This window comes from Thiorhodospira sibirica ATCC 700588, from assembly GCF_000227725.2.
Classification (GTDB): domain Bacteria; phylum Pseudomonadota; class Gammaproteobacteria; order Ectothiorhodospirales; family Ectothiorhodospiraceae; genus Thiorhodospira; species Thiorhodospira sibirica.
Genome location: NZ_MU255056.1, coordinates 576,968 through 591,159, shown reverse-complemented (window position 1 = coordinate 591,159; position 14,192 = coordinate 576,968). Strand labels below are relative to the sequence as shown.

General features: G+C 54.9%; 14 protein-coding genes and 1 pseudogene. 12 read left to right on the top strand and 3 right to left on the bottom strand.

Features of this window, described 5'->3' with window-relative positions:
- A partial coding sequence (locus THISIDRAFT_RS02835; RefSeq protein WP_418896123.1) for an IS607 family transposase occupies positions 1-235 on the top strand: 235 nt, incomplete at its 5' end.
- Positions 232-1,632, top strand: a complete 1,401-nt coding sequence (locus tag THISIDRAFT_RS02830) for an RNA-guided endonuclease TnpB family protein (protein WP_221913943.1) — start codon at positions 232-234, stop codon at positions 1,630-1,632. The genes THISIDRAFT_RS02835 and THISIDRAFT_RS02830, both read left to right, overlap by 4 nt.
- Here the strand turns inward: THISIDRAFT_RS02830 and THISIDRAFT_RS02825 are convergent.
- The 3 genes and pseudogenes from THISIDRAFT_RS02825 to THISIDRAFT_RS02820 all read right to left on the bottom strand — a co-directional run bounded on the left by THISIDRAFT_RS02825 (position 1,621) and on the right by THISIDRAFT_RS02820 (position 3,508).
- Positions 1,621-2,202 carry a site-specific DNA-methyltransferase gene (locus THISIDRAFT_RS02825; RefSeq protein ID WP_006788550.1) on the bottom strand — a complete coding sequence of 194 codons (582 nt, stop codon included), beginning with the start codon at positions 2,200-2,202 and terminating at the stop codon, positions 1,621-1,623. The genes THISIDRAFT_RS02830 and THISIDRAFT_RS02825 overlap by 12 nt on opposite strands.
- A gap of 3 nt (positions 2,203-2,205) precedes the next feature.
- Positions 2,206-2,280: pseudogene (locus THISIDRAFT_RS14635) on the bottom strand (DNA methyltransferase); the annotation flags it as partial.
- A 640-nt stretch (positions 2,281-2,920) separates the two neighbouring features.
- A complete protein-coding gene (locus tag THISIDRAFT_RS02820) occupies positions 2,921-3,508 on the bottom strand; it encodes a site-specific DNA-methyltransferase (RefSeq protein WP_006788551.1) in 588 nt (195 codons plus the stop codon).
- Positions 3,509-3,647: 139 nt separating this feature from the next.
- Here THISIDRAFT_RS02820 and THISIDRAFT_RS02815 point away from each other — a divergent pair, with 139 nt between their 5' ends.
- The 10 genes from THISIDRAFT_RS02815 to ychF all read left to right on the top strand — a co-directional run.
- On the top strand, positions 3,648-5,669 hold the full coding sequence (locus THISIDRAFT_RS02815; RefSeq protein ID WP_006788552.1) for a methyl-accepting chemotaxis protein: 2,022 nt from the start codon (positions 3,648-3,650) through the stop codon (positions 5,667-5,669).
- 71 nt (positions 5,670-5,740) lie between these two features.
- Complete coding sequence (locus THISIDRAFT_RS02810) at positions 5,741-6,214, top strand: SRPBCC family protein (protein ID WP_006788553.1); 474 nt, start codon at positions 5,741-5,743, stop codon at positions 6,212-6,214.
- Between the two features lie 74 nt (positions 6,215-6,288).
- A complete protein-coding gene (locus tag THISIDRAFT_RS02805; RefSeq protein ID WP_006788554.1) occupies positions 6,289-7,734 on the top strand; it encodes an HDOD domain-containing protein in 1,446 nt (481 codons plus the stop codon).
- Positions 7,731-8,183, top strand: coding sequence for an ATP-binding protein (locus tag THISIDRAFT_RS02800; protein WP_006788555.1), 453 nt, complete (start codon positions 7,731-7,733; stop codon positions 8,181-8,183). The genes THISIDRAFT_RS02805 and THISIDRAFT_RS02800 overlap by 4 nt, the downstream gene beginning before the upstream one ends.
- On the top strand, positions 8,168-8,767 hold the full coding sequence (locus THISIDRAFT_RS02795) for a SpoIIE family protein phosphatase (RefSeq protein ID WP_006788556.1): 600 nt from the start codon (positions 8,168-8,170) through the stop codon (positions 8,765-8,767). Before THISIDRAFT_RS02800 ends, THISIDRAFT_RS02795 begins: the two co-directional genes overlap by 16 nt.
- A gap of 223 nt (positions 8,768-8,990) precedes the next feature.
- On the top strand, positions 8,991-9,368 hold the full coding sequence (pyp, locus tag THISIDRAFT_RS02790) for a photoactive yellow protein (RefSeq protein WP_006788557.1): 378 nt from the start codon (positions 8,991-8,993) through the stop codon (positions 9,366-9,368).
- Positions 9,369-9,378: 10 nt separating this feature from the next.
- Positions 9,379-10,683: an AMP-binding protein gene (locus THISIDRAFT_RS02785; RefSeq protein ID WP_006788558.1), complete on the top strand. Its 1,305-nt coding sequence runs from the start codon at positions 9,379-9,381 to the stop codon at positions 10,681-10,683.
- Positions 10,683-12,266, top strand: a complete 1,584-nt coding sequence (locus THISIDRAFT_RS02780; protein ID WP_006788559.1) for an HAL/PAL/TAL family ammonia-lyase — start codon at positions 10,683-10,685, stop codon at positions 12,264-12,266. Before THISIDRAFT_RS02785 ends, THISIDRAFT_RS02780 begins: the two co-directional genes overlap by 1 nt.
- Positions 12,267-12,495: 229 nt before the next feature.
- A complete protein-coding gene (locus tag THISIDRAFT_RS02775) occupies positions 12,496-13,536 on the top strand; it encodes a sensor histidine kinase (RefSeq protein ID WP_006788560.1) in 1,041 nt (346 codons plus the stop codon).
- Positions 13,537-13,602: 66 nt separating this feature from the next.
- The coding region (gene ychF / locus THISIDRAFT_RS02770) for a redox-regulated ATPase YchF (RefSeq protein WP_006788561.1) at positions 13,603-14,192 on the top strand (590 nt) is incomplete at its 3' end.

The following is a 14,192-nucleotide window of genomic DNA, read 5'->3' as shown; positions in this document are numbered from 1 at the left end:
TCGGTTGATGCGCTTTGGCTTTGATCTCTTTGCGCACCTGGCGGATGAAAACGGCTGCAAGATCGTGGTGGTCAACCAGGAATCGCTCTCGCCCGAGCAGGAAGTGGTCGAGGATTTATTGGCGATTGTGCATACCTTTTCTTGTCGGCTGTACGGGATGGGCAAATACAAACAATCCATCAAGGAGGACTTTGCCGAGATGCCCGTTCGCCAGCCCAAGGATTTGTGCGAATGAAAGTCACGCGGATTTTGCACGCCAAGCGCCCGAACCAGGGCAAAGTCGGGGCGTTGCGCGACCAAGCGGGGCGGCTCGGGCAGGTGCGCTCCGAGGTCTGGCAGCGGTTTGGCTCAATTGGCGGCGTCACCCGCTCGGATCGCCAAATCCGCGACCAATGGCTGAAAGACAAGCGCGTCTTTTCCGTCTCAGCCAACGCTTGGAAAGAAACTTTGCGCGATGCCAAGGGCGACATCACCGCCAGCATGGAAGCTGCCAAGGTCAAGGTGCGACGGTGCATTTGGCGGCATACCCAAGACCAGACCGAGCAAAAACGGCTTTTCACCGCGCTCAAAGGCAACGACTGGGTACACGATCCTTATCTGCGCCGAATGATGCGCAAGCACTGGAAGCATGGTCACAATCACACGCACAACCAGATTGTCGTGCGCTCGGATAACTACACCACCTTTCAACGGGGTGGGTGCGCCTGGATCAAAATTCCCGGCTTGGTGAAAGGTCAACGCATCGCCATGCCACTCAACACCAACGTTGAGCCGACCGGCACCCTGCGCATTATCATCAAAGACGATGACCGTATTGAGGTGCATTACACCGTCGATGTTGAAGTCAAGCAAGATTGCGGCACACAAACATTGGGTGTTGATAAAGGCTACTCCGAAGTCTTGGTCGATTCTGACGGCGACCACCACGGCCAGGAACTGGGCGCGATCCTCACCGACACCTCCGACAAACTCAAGATCAAATACCAGCGTCGCGCCAAGCTGCGGGCACTCGCCAACAACACCCGCAACCCGCGCAAGCGTCAACACATTCGCCAGTTCAACCTAGGGCGCAAGAAGCTCAACCGGCAGATGAGCAAAACCCATGCGCGCATCCGCGACATCGTATTTCAATCCGTTCACAAGGTGGTCGATAAAGCCGCCGTGATCGCGGCAGAAGATTTAACCGCCCCCATGGCGCGCACGTCCTTCGGCAAGAATGCCAATCGTCGGCTGGCAAGCTGGACGAAAGGTGTTATTGCCCAAGCACTTGACAGTGTTTCAAGCCGTCGAGGTTCGACGGTCGTTCTGGTCAATCCGGCTTACACATCGCAAATGGATTCTCGAACTGGATGCCTTGACGGCAAACGGCAAGGGGATCAATTTTACTGTTCCGACGGGGTTGTGTTGCAGGCAGACCAAAACGCTGCGCGAAACGTGCTGGCGAGGTTATCAGACCCGGACATTGAGCGGTTTACCCCGTTCAAGCGGGTCAAGGCGATCTTGCTGGAACGCACTGAGCGCCTCCGGTTGGGACTGCTCAACCAGGACTCCATTTGCTCGCCCTTCGGGGTGCTATCAACGGAGAGCGAATTACCGAAAAACTATCCTGAGCAACTTTGTTCAGGTTTTTAGCAGCAGCTTGAAGATTTGGGCGATGTTGATTTTGGTGGCGTCGTCTTTGAATCCGGCGTCGCGGAATACCACGCGCAGGGGTTGGCGTTTGGCGAGTTCTTTCACAAAGGCTTCATCGACACCGCTGTGGGCGTCAAAGCAGGCGGCCAAGGCGTTGCCATCGACAAAAAACACGGCTTTGCCCTGGATGGTTTCTTGGGCAATGGGCAGGGCGAGGTCAACGCCCCAGTCCAGCATGACCTGAAACAGCAGGTCTTCCGGCGTGCGGTCTGGCTTGATGTTGTCGGCGAGCAGGTCAAGGTTGGCCTTGTCCAGCGCGGCGGGGGTGTAGAAAACGTCGGCCATGTTGGAGGCGTCGATTTTTAGGACGCGGAAGCCGATGTCTTTGTTCCAATTTTTATGGCAGTTGTCTTCGAGGACTATTTTTCCAGCTCGGCGAATACGCTCCTTGCTGATTTCGGCGATTGACTTATATCCAGCGAGAAATGCGTCCGATTGCTGCCCGCAAGGCTCAGGGAGTTGAACCATAATAAACTTTCTATTCCCTCCGTCTTTAGCATTTAATTTCATTACGGCGTGAGCTGTTGTAGAGGATCCGGCAAAAAAATCTAAGACGACACTCTCTTTATTTGACGATGCTTGCTGAATAAATGTTTAAATAAGTGCCAAAGGCTTTGTAAAATAAAAAAATTTTCCTCCAAAAAGTTCCGTAACCTCGCGTGTGCCATTTGTATTAAATCCGACAACACTCGAGTCGAGCCATGTAGATAATCCAGTCACAGAGCTCTGCAACTTTCCCAGGAACTTCTTTTCGTGTGGTCGCCCGCCAGGCTTTGCTTGAAAAAGGATTCTTCCTTCGAAAATCATCTTTTCAATGTTTTCCTTGCTTTTTGATCACCCTCGATTCGGATTTGGCGCATAGGAAATGCCAGTTAGTGGATCAACAATATCGAAGTGCAGGTTTGGTCGTTGAGTGGCTGTTGCTAAACCGGATAGATCAATACTCGCCCACGGCCCCCGAGGATCATTGTCTGGATTCTTGTATTTCGATTCATCAATATCGCGACCGTTTATCTGAGCAATAGCAGTCTTACCGTATGCAACAATATACTCATGATCAAAAGAAACTCGTGAATAATTTCGATTGTCGGCTGTCTGGCGCCTACGCCATTGAAATACGCCAAGCAGATTTTCTCTTCCAAATACCTCATCGCATAACTTTCGTAGATTATCTATTTCGTTGTCGTTAATTTAAATAAAAATAATTCCATCATCTGAAATAAGATGGCTATGAAAACTTTAATCTTGGAAAAATCATCGAAAGCCAATTCGAATGAATGCGTCCATTAGCTTTTGTGTTTACTACCAAACGATTTCCGCGATTATCCCTTTGACTCGATCGCACAAGGTATTCATCTACACCTTCGGCAAAATCATCTTCATAGATAAAGTCATTCCCCGTATTGTACGGCGGATCAATATAAATCATCTTGACTTTGACCAGATAGGTTTCCTGCAATAATTTCAGCGCATCCAGGTTGTCGCCTTCGATAAACAGGTTCTTGGTGGTGTCGAAGTTCACACTTTCTTCACGGCAGGGGCGCAGCGTTTTGGCAATGGGCGCATTGGCGGTGAGCAAGGCTTCACGCTTACCCGGCCAGTTGAGATGATAGCGTTCCTGCGGCCCTTCGACGATGTGCTCGGAGAGTTCCTGCCGCAACTGGTCAAAGTCCACGGACAGTTTCACGCGGCCATCTTCACCTTTGGCCTCGGTCACACAGCCGGGAAACAGCTCAGCGATACGGGCGATGTTTGCTTGTGTGAGATTGGGGGAATGCATTTTTAATGTGTCGATGTTTTCCATGTCGGCAAGCATAGCATACCGCTTGGGCTAAACGGATTAAGGCGCGGCTTTGGCGTTGTTGTATAATCATGACCCAGTTTCATAAAACGCGGGCCGTCCAAAGGTCTGCGGCATAAGGCCTTGATTTTTATTGGCAACAGGTGTCCTGTTCATGCAGCATTTCTATCGTCTTCCGATCCGCTGGCGGTTGTTTGCAAGCTTTGGTGTATTGCTGCTGGCCTTGTTGGGTGCGTTGCTGGCCTTGCAGTATCGCTTTTTCATCAATACCCAGTACAGCGCGTTTCTCAATCAACACCTGCCCGAGCAGCTCGAAGGGGTGGGGGCGCAGATTGAGCGACGCCTGATGCCCAGTATCACGGTTTCGGAATCCCTCGCCAATCAGTATTTTATTGAGCAGTGGATCCAATCCGGTGCTGTTTTCGATGCGCACAAACACAGCGAGATCAAGCAGTATTTACAGCGCCTGCGCCGTCAGGTGGATGCCAGTGTGGTGTTTATGCTGGTCAATCCAGGGGATGGCAAACTGGCCTACTATTTTTATACGGAGGGCGGCGAGCTTTTGCGCGAGGACGAGCGCATCACCCCGGATAACCCGGATAAGGCGTGGTATTTTAATTTTCTGCAAAGCGGCCAGACCTATGAGTTGAACCTGAATACCGAGGCGCTGGCGGATGGCGATCTGTTCATCTTTGTCAATTATCGCAGTGAAGCCCTGGCGGCTGATCAAAGGCCGGTGAATGTCGCGGGCATTGGTATGAATATCGCCGATCTTAACCGCATGCTGGTTGAGTATCGTGCGAAAACGCCAGGGCGCATTCTGCTGGCCGATGCGCAGGGAGAGATTCAGGTACAGGGCGCAGCGGGTCGCTTGAGCCGTCTTGACCAGCCGGAGCAGCGAGCCTTGTTAGTGGCGGCGCGGGAGGGCACGGCGGCGGTCAGGCAAGTGCAGGTCGAGGGTCATCAGCTCATTCTGGGGGCGCTCTGGCTGCCGACCTTGCAGCGCTTTTTGGTGATTGAAATAGCGCGTGATGAGATCATGCGGCCGATTCATCGCCATCTGACGTATTTTTTACTGATTGGCCTGCTTTTGTTGTTTGTCAGTCTGGGGCTTTTGTACCCGCTGGCGAACAGTCTGACCCGGCCCATTGCCCGCTTTCAGCGTCAGATCAATGAAATGACGGCGCATCTGGATTTGCGTCAATCGCTAAGCACCAAAGACCGGGCGGAATTGGGTGATTTGGCAAAACAAATCAATCAACTGCATCAGCGTATTCAAGATACGGTGCGCGAAGTCGCGGCTCAGGCCGGCCATTTGTTATTGGCGGCCGAGCGCCTGACCGATACGGCAGGGCGGGGTGGGCAACACGCGCAGCAGATGGCCTTTGAAGAAGATCGCGCCGCCACGATGGCTGCCGCCGTTGAACAACTGTCCTGCTCGATGGCGGAAATCACCTCCACCATGGAAGAATTGTCCAGCACCTCGGCGCAGATTGCGCAAAATACGCGCACCGTCGCAGAGCTGGCCAGCGATACCCTGGATTACAGCGAACAGGCAGCGCAGGCGATTGAGCAGCAACGCGACATCATGCACACCATTCGTGAGGATAATGAGCACAGTCTGCGCGAGATCATTGCGCTGGGGTCGGCCTCCCGGCAAATCAGTCAAGTGATGAAGCTGATTCATGAGCTGGCCTCAAAGACCAAGCTGATTGCCTTTAATGCCGCCATTGAGGCCAGCAGCGCGGGTGGGTCGGGCAAACGCTTTGCAGTGGTTGCGGCCGAGATTCGCCGTCTGGCGGACAGTGTGTCCGAGTCAACCGATGATATTGAAACACAGATGAGCCTGGTGCAAGAAACCATCAACCGCTTGAACCTGTCCTCTGAAAAGGAGGCGCGCACCATTCAGGAGGGTATCAACCGCAGCGAACACACCGCGCAGATGCTCAAACAGCTGGTTGACAACGCGCAAAAAACCAATCAGGCCGCGACGCAGATCTCTTTATCCACCGGGCAGCAGCAAACCGGCAATCAGCAGGTGTTCATCGCCTTGCGTGAGATTGCCCACGCCAGCGCACACAATGCCCAAGCGGTTAAAACGGTCAGCGAGATCAGCCTGGAAGTCAAACAGATTGCCACCGACCTTCGTCAAGTGGTGGATGCATTCAAGCTTTAAACGAAGCGCCCGTGACATTGCGCCGCGCTTTTCTTTGATTTTTCTACGATGACAATAAGGCAGACTCACGCATGGCTATCAAAACCCTCGTCAGTGAACAGTTTTTGCCGATACCGCTTGCCCAGGCCTGGGATTTTTTCTCCTCGCCGCGCAATCTCAACGAGATCACCCCCGATGAGATGGTGTTTCACATCCTTTCCGATATCCCCGACAAGATGTATCCGGGGCTGTTGATCATCTATCGCCTTGCGCCGATGCTCAAGATCCCGATGACCTGGGTCACTGAAATCACGCACATTGAAGCCGGGCGCTATTTTATTGATGAGCAGCGCCAAGGCCCGTATGCCCTGTGGCATCACGAGCATCATTTCAAGGAAGTCGATGGCGGCGTCCAGATGACCGATATTTTGCACTATGATATTGGCCTGAGCGTCCTGGGTTCTCTGGCGGGCGCGCTGTTTGTGGATCGCAAGGTGCGCGGCATCTTTACCTTCCGGGAACAAAAGCTGCGCACGTTGTTTCCCGGTGCAGCGCCTGCCGCCTGAGCCGGTCCATTGCGCATTGGCTGGCGCTCTAACCTTTACTCACCCTATAGCCGAGGTTACTCACGGAGACACTGATGAAAAAGAAACACGGGTTCGATACTTGGGTTGACGCCCTCGGTGATAAGGAATTGCCCATTTTGCCCGGCAGCGTGGCGCAGATTGAGGCGATTTTACGGGATGATGAATTTGCCATGCGCGAATTGGCGCAGGCGATTTTGCAGGATGTGGGGCTGGCCTTGAGTATGATTCGTATGGCCAATGCGGTGCCGCATCGCCATTTTCATAGCGAAATCACCACCTGTGAAGATGCAGTGATGATGCTGGGCACTGAAACCCTGCGCCGCCATGTGCAGCAAAGCCCCAAATTAGAGGATCGCATTCAAGAACCCGTGCGCACCTGGTATCTGCGCCTGGCCGCTCAGGCCAGTTATGCCTCGATGCTGGCCAGAGAATGGGCCGAGCTGCGTCATGACATGGTGCCCAGCGAGGTTGCTCTGGCCGCGCTGTTGTATCCGCTGGGGGAGTTGATGCTGGCCACCTTTGACCAACGCTGCACCGGCTCGTATCTGGAACTGGCACAAAATGCTCAGGTGTTGCCGCATGAGGCCGAATATGTGGCCTTGGGCATCAATCTTGAGCAAATGGGCTTTGAGCTGGCAGAGCATTGGCGCTTGCCGTCGATGGCGCGTGAATGTATGCGGGCGCGCAATGCCAAGCATCTGCGCTCACTCGGCGTGATGCTGGCCTTTCGGCTGGCGCGTGAGGCCATGCACGGCTGGGTTCACCCGCTGCTGGCCTCGGATATTCGTCTGGCGGCCGATTATCTGGACATCCAGCGCGCTGAGTTAATCGAAAGCCTGAATACCGTGAGCACCCAGTTCAATGCACATCTGGCCTTGTATCAGCAATCGCCGGTACCGCTGCTGGATCAAGATCAGGTGGAATACCTGTTAAATGAAGGCTTTGGCCCGACCAAGCCGGCCTTTTGCCTGGCCCCGCGCAAAGACCTGCTAGAAAACTTTGAGGCGCAGCTTGGCGGTGAAGAACTCGACAGCAAGGAAGCGGTGATCAACACCTTGACCCTGGCCTTGCATCACGGGCTGGGACTCAATCGCGTGGTGTATGCGCGCCTCTCCCGCGAAGGCGATGCCCTGGTGGCGCAGCGGCTTGAAGGCACTGACCACGAACCGGCCTTTAATCGCTTCCATTGGCCGTTGAACAATGACTATCTGATGGGGCAATTACTTAAGCGCCCCGCGCCATTTTGGCTCAATGCCTCCAACCGCGAAGGCATCTGGCCACAAATCCCTGACTCCGTGCGTCGTCTGATCGGGGTGCGGGCCTTTTTCCTGCATTCGGTCTTTATTCATGGGCGTGTCGATGGCGTGGTTTATGCCGACCGGCGTTATCAACAATGTGCGCTAGATAAAAAAACGGCGGGCGCCTTTAGGCAGTTGGTCATGCTCACCATGCAGCGGCTGGAACAGCTAACGCCAGTAGAAGAAACGCCGCCTCAATGACAGTCGAGGAAACCAACGCAACCGCCGCGTTGAGCATTCATGCCACGCTGGCCTGCCTGGAGATTCTCACGGAATTTGATGTGGTGGAAGCGCGCACCCAGACGCGGATATATGCCCAATACCTTGGGTTTTGTGCCATTGATGTACATTTTCTGGTCACCAGCGCCAGTGAGCTGTGTCATAACCTGATCATGCACGCCGGCGGCGGACTCTTTTTGCTGGGCTTTGTGCAAAGCCAGCACGATCTGTGTAACGGCATTCAGTTAAGCACCAAAGATCGTGGCCCTGGCATTGCGGATATTCAACTGGCCCTGACCGAGGGTTACTCCACCGCAAACAGTTTGGGCAGCGGCCTGCCCGGCGTGTTGCGCTGTTGTGATGAGCTTTCCATTCAGCCCCGCACTGGCGGCGGAACCTATGTGAGCGCGATTAAATGGCTTTCCTCGTAAGTATGGCCACCACGCCCTATCCCGGCGAGTTTGAATGCGGTGATCTTGCTGCGCATTGGTGCAGCAATCACAGCCACATCTTTTGCATGATTGACGGCCTTGGGCATGGCGCCGGAGCGGCCCAGGCAGCGCGTCAGGCGCTGGGGTGTTTAACCAATCAGCTGAGCAAACCCTTGGAGGAGGCCTTTCTTCGCTGCAACGAAATCCTGCAAGCCAGTCGCGGCGTTGCGGTGGGAATCGCGATGGCCAGCCCTGATGGTCAACGCCTGGTGTATGCCGGGGTTGGCAATACGCGGGCCATGGTGGCTCACGCAGACGGGAGCATCGAGCGCTTAAGCAGCAATAATGGCATTCTTGGCGCCGGTTATCAGCCGCTGGCCTGTGCCACGGTGCGCTTTGCGCCCGGCGATACCTTGCTGATGTTTACCGATGGCCTGCCGGAAATGCTTGATTTCGGTGCCGCCGCGCCGCGTTTATTCACCCAGCCAGCGCACTATATCCGCCATGTCCTGCATCAATGGCGCAGCGAGCGTGACGATGCGGGCCTGTTGATCTGTCATTACGAAGCCGACCGGGTGCTTTAAATCAGCATTGCCGCCTCAAGCCAACTGCGAGCCGCCATTGCCTGGATATCAGGCTTTTTTAACGGCCTAAACTAGCGTAATATTAAGCTCACCTCAAAAAATCTTTGGCGTCTTCTGAATTTAGGCAGGTGAAGATCTCAAGATGGGCGTGTTTAGACGTGCCTAAACGCGCTTTAAGGTGGGTTATTTGGTGTCAATCTAAATTCTGAGCGAGGAAATCCCAATGGAGCTGTTATCTTTCGGTGCGGATAATATAGAAAACAGTTTAGCGAAGATGTCCAAAGGCGATCTTAATAAGCTGGCTTTTGGTGCCATTCAATTAAATGCCCAAGGCAAAATCCTCCAATACAATGCGGCCGAAGGCGATATCACCGGGCGTAAACCAACGGAGGTGATTGGCAAAAATTTCTTTCTTGAAGTCGCTCCCTGTACCAATCGGACAGAATTTAAGGGGCGCTTTGACCAAGGTATCAAATCGGGCAATCTGAATACCATGTTTGAATATACCTTTGACTATGAAATGAAGCCCACGAAAGTAAAGGTACACATGAAAAAAGCATTAGTCGACGACACTTATTGGGTGTTTGTTAAACGGGTATAAGTCATCCCTCATGTCAACTTCGTCCCTTTGCGCGTCTGGCTTTGAAATCTCGGCAAATAGTCTTTTAGAGATTAGCAAATCCCTGATTGCTGATGAGCTTAAAACCCTGCGTTGCGATCCACAGGTGGTGGTGCAGGCTGCGGACTGGGACGAACATACATGGATCGGTGAGCCAGGCGAGCTGTCTGCCGCGACACACACGGCGCAGGCCGGTGAGGCGTTATCAACCAGCATGAGGGCCGATTCGCTGGAGCGCCTGGCGCTGGCGATGCGGGTGGCCGATGTGTTCCATCTTCGTGACAGCGGCCTTGAGGATTATCTGCTGCGCTTTAAGACGCTGGGCGAATGGGTCGATCTCATTTGGCAGGTACGTCAGCAGGGCAGCCGTCGTCTTACCTTTTTCACCTCCGGCAGCAGCGGTCAGCCCAAAGCCTGCGCTCATGCATGGCCTAATCTGGTCGCAGAAGTAGAGTATTGTGCACACCTGTTTGCCCAGACGCTGGGTCAACCCATCCAACGCATTCTCGCCCTGGTTCCCTGTCATCATATCTATGGCTGTCTGTTTTCGGTGATTTTGGCGGATTGGTTGCAAAAACCGGTGCTGCGTGCGCAGGCCGCCTTGTCTGAGGTTCACGCGCGCAGGCTTGAGGCGGGGGATCTCATCGTCGCTTTCCCCTTTCTCTGGAAACAACTCGCTCGACAGGCACAGCCCTTCCCTGGGGGTGTCTTAGGTCTTACCTCCACAGGCCCGTGTGATGCGCAGGTGATCTACCAGCTCAGGCAGCAGGGACTTGCCGCAATGGTCGAACTCTATGGTGCCAGCGAAACAGGCGGCATCGGTGTACGCACAGATCCCCGGCAGCCCTTTGGATTGTTGCCACGCTGGCAGGCGGTGGATGGCGACACTTTGATGGAAAGCGCCAGCGGCGAGCAGTATCCGCTCAACGACACCCTCTCCTGGCAGGATGCACGACATTTTACCCTTGGCGGTCGTTTGGATCAGGCCGTTGCGGTCGGTGGTATCAATGTGTTTCCGCAGCGTATTGCAGAAAAACTTGCCGCCTTGCCTGGGGTACGCGAAGCCAGAGTACGCCTGATGCATCCACAGGAGGGCGATCGACTCAAGGCCTTTATCCTGCCCGAACCCGCCTATGCAGATGACCCCGAACAGCTGATTCAATCCTTGCATGAGTGGTGTTATGAGCATCTCAGTGCCCCTGAACGTCCTCGCGTTTTTACGCTAGGATCGCATCTACCCACGAATGCGCTGGGCAAAGACAGCGACTGGCGTCTCAAGGAAGACACAACATCCTGATGTCTTGCATCAAACTTGCGAAAAGCGGGGCTTTATCCCCTGATGACGTGGAAGCCATTGCATTCGGGGCGAGTCTGGTACTGCGCCCAAGCCACTGGCGGGCGGTTGCCAAAAGTCACGCCTACCTGCACCGCTTGATTGGCGAACGCCGCCGCATCTACGGCGTGACCACCGGCTATGGGCCGTTAGCGCATACCGCCATTGACCCCCAGGCCTCGGCACAGCTACAACAAGGACTGGTATATCATCTGGCCACCGGAGTGGGTGCACTGCTTGATAAATCTCAGGTTCGCGCCATCATGGCAGTACGCGCAGCCACCCTTGCACATGGCTATTCAGCGGTTGCCCCCGACACTTTGCAATTATTGCTGCAGTGTCTGGCACAAGACCTTGTGCCCCAGATTCCTGCCATTGGTACTGTGGGTGCCAGCGGGGATCTGACCCCACTGGCACATATCGCCTTAGCGTTGATGGGACAAGGACAGGTATGGCTTGAACAGACCCCGCTTCCGGCAGCACAGGCACTCGACCGGCTCGGGCTTGCCGTGCTACGGCCGGAAGGCAAGGATGCACTCGCGCTGGTCAATGGCACCTCGGCAATGACCGCCATTGCGGCACTCAACCACTGCCGCAGCGAGCGTCTGCTGTATCTTTCTCTGATTCTCACGGGAGTTTATGGCGAGCTATTACACGCACATCGTGAGGCGCTACATCCTGGATTTGCCCGCCTGCGCGCCCATCCGGGGCAGCAGTGGGCACAACATACCTTATTGACCGCCTTTGCCGATAGCGCTCGGCTACAGCCCATTGAGCAACCACCGCCCTGCCTGCCAACACAGCTTCATGGTGGACAAACCCTTGCCCATCAAGCCATGCCCCAGGATGCTTACACCTTCCGCTGTGCCCCACAACACCTAGGCGCGGTCAGAGATGTCATGGAATTTCATCACCAGGTACTCCGCGATGAACTTGCTGCCGTTACGGATAACCCGCTGCTTTTGGCCGACACCGGCGAAGTGCTGCATGGCGGTAATTTTTTCGGGCAACACATCGCACTGGCCGCTGATGCCCTGAATAACGCACTAATCACCTTGGCGATTCACAGTGAACGCCGCATTGCGCGAATCACCGATCCCGCTCTCAACCAAGGCTTGCCTCCCTTTTTACGCGGCAACAACAATGGCTTGCACAGCGGTTTTATGGGCGCACAAGTCAGCGCGACTGCGCTTGTGGCTGAGATGCGCACCCAAGCCAACCCCGCCAGCATCCAATCCATTGCCACCAATGCCAACAATCAAGATGTCGTGACGATGGGAACCCTTGCCGCCCGTCGCTGCGCCACGACCCTTGATCGACTGCAAGAATTGCTCGCCATTGAATGCCTGATCCTCGCCCAGGGTTACGACATCGCCGGCGGCGAAGCCGCAGGATTTGCGAAAATTTCCGTACAGCTGCAGCAGCAGATTCGCCAGACTAGCAAGCACTTAGACGATGACCGACCGCTGTCTGATGAGATCAAGACACTCAGCCAGCAGCTTGGTCAGCCAGGATGGCTAGCCCCCTTGATAAAAAGCGGCGCTTGACCGCTGAAAACCGCAAGGCACATAAAAAAAGCGGCATCACCGGGATACCCCCGGCCAGCGTCGTGTTACGGGTGATCGCAAAACCGCCAGCTCGGCGGGTGCATCAAGTCTTGGCAGGGCAAAACCCTCACGAGTAACGGCATCACCGTTGATCGTGATAGTAACGACGCCTGCATGTGTTGGCGCCTCTGATCAAGTGTTAAGCATAAAAGTATCGGATTATTGCTAAGTGAATCAACAGATTATCAATCAATACACCACGCTGCTGGTGCAATATATTCACACCCAGGACGAGGCTATTTTGGCCGAGGTCTCGGAATTGGCTCGCCGCCTGATCGTGGAGACCATCCCGCCGGAGGAAATTGGCGAGATGCACCAAAAGGCCACCGCCCAACTGGCCGATAATCTGCCTGCCAACGTAGATCTAAAAAAGGCCCTGACCCTCAGCGCCCAGCCATTGATCGAGCTATTGATGGCCTATGGCCTGCTCTTTCGCCGCGATATTGAGCAGCATTATTCGGCGATGCTCAATGAGCGCCTAAGTCACCTGCAACACCTCGAATCCATCGGCATTCTCGCTGCTGGCATTGCCCACGACTTTAATAATTTACTGGGCATCATCATCGGCTATGCCGATTTACTCCAAAGCCAGGCCGAAGGCCCGGAGGTGCAATGGCTGGAAAATCTGCTTTCGGCGGCCTTTCGTGGGCAGCAACTGGTGGATCGTATCCTGAGTTTTGCCCGCCAGGAACAGCATCAAACCGAAACCGCGCAGGCCGATCTGGTCGCACTGGTGCGCGAAACACTGGAGCTGAGCAATGTCAACCTGCCGCGTGCCATTGAGCTGGATTTTCAGGCCACCAGCGCGCCGGTGATGGTCAATGTCACCCCCTCGCAGGTGCAACAGGTGGTCTTGAATCTGGTCACCAATGCGGCCCAGGCGATGAAAGGCGGCGGGCGTCTGAGCGTTACCGTCGATATTTATACGCTGCAACAGACCAGCCTGGAACATCCCACCCTGCAACCGGGCCGCTATGCCCGCCTGATTGTCGCTGACACCGGGCATGGCATCGCCCCGGATGTCCTGCCGCGCATTTTTGACCCCTTTTACACCACCCGCGAGATTGGTCAGGGAACCGGGCTGGGCCTGTCAGTGGTTCATGGTAATATAACCGCCATGCACGGCAGCATTCATGTGGTCAGCGAGCTGGGGCAAGGCAGCACCTTCACCGTACTGATTCCATTGCTGGCCGCCCCCTCTGGCACATAGCGCCGCCTGGCCGGGGTTTTTAGTTAAAATATTCAACGCCTTAACCGCTCAACAACGAGATCATTCATGGCCCTTGCATGTGGTATTGTCGGCCTGCCCAACGTGGGCAAGTCCACCCTGTTTAACGCCCTTACCCAAGCTGAGATTCAGGCAGAAAACTATCCCTTCTGCACCATTGACCCCAATGTCGGCATTGTCGCCGTCCCGGATGCGCGCTTGCAGGCGCTGGCCAGCATCGTCAAGCCCGAGCGCGTGATCCCCACTACCGTGGAATTTGTAGATATTGCCGGGCTGGTGGCTGGGGCCTCACAAGGCGAGGGCCTGGGCAACCAGTTTCTCGGACATATCCGCGAAACCGACGCGATTGCCCATGTGGTGCGCTGTTTTGCCGATGATGATGTGATTCATGTGGCCGGTAAGGTTGACCCGATTGGCGATATTGAAGTGATCAATATCGAACTGGCGCTGGCCGATCTGGAAAGCGTCGAACGCGCCATCAACCGCCTGAGCCGGGCCGCCAAATCGGGCGACAAGCAGCAACAGGCCCGTCTGCGCCTTGCTGAAAAAGTCGCCAGTGTACTGGCTGACGGTAAACCGGCGCGGGTCTGTGAACTGACCGAGGCCGAACGTCCCTGGCTCAAAGAGCTGCAACTGAT

Bases quoted from the DNA above. Each gene is read 5' to 3' on its own strand.
- THISIDRAFT_RS02830 (WP_221913943.1), top strand. From the start codon at position 232: ATGAAAGTCACGCGGATTTTGCACGCCAAGCGCCCGAACCAGGGCAAA.
- THISIDRAFT_RS02825 (WP_006788550.1), bottom strand. From the start codon at position 2,202: ATGAAATTAAATGCTAAAGACGGAGGGAATAGAAAGTTTATTATGGTT.
- THISIDRAFT_RS02820 (WP_006788551.1), bottom strand. From the start codon at position 3,508: ATGCTTGCCGACATGGAAAACATCGACACATTAAAAATGCATTCCCCC.
- THISIDRAFT_RS02815 (WP_006788552.1), top strand. From the start codon at position 3,648: ATGCAGCATTTCTATCGTCTTCCGATCCGCTGGCGGTTGTTTGCAAGC.
- THISIDRAFT_RS02810 (WP_006788553.1), top strand. From the start codon at position 5,741: ATGGCTATCAAAACCCTCGTCAGTGAACAGTTTTTGCCGATACCGCTT.
- THISIDRAFT_RS02805 (WP_006788554.1), top strand. From the start codon at position 6,289: ATGAAAAAGAAACACGGGTTCGATACTTGGGTTGACGCCCTCGGTGAT.
- THISIDRAFT_RS02800 (WP_006788555.1), top strand. From the start codon at position 7,731: ATGACAGTCGAGGAAACCAACGCAACCGCCGCGTTGAGCATTCATGCC.
- THISIDRAFT_RS02795 (WP_006788556.1), top strand. From the start codon at position 8,168: ATGGCTTTCCTCGTAAGTATGGCCACCACGCCCTATCCCGGCGAGTTT.
- pyp (WP_006788557.1), top strand. From the start codon at position 8,991: ATGGAGCTGTTATCTTTCGGTGCGGATAATATAGAAAACAGTTTAGCG.
- THISIDRAFT_RS02785 (WP_006788558.1), top strand. From the start codon at position 9,379: ATGTCAACTTCGTCCCTTTGCGCGTCTGGCTTTGAAATCTCGGCAAAT.
- THISIDRAFT_RS02780 (WP_006788559.1), top strand. From the start codon at position 10,683: ATGTCTTGCATCAAACTTGCGAAAAGCGGGGCTTTATCCCCTGATGAC.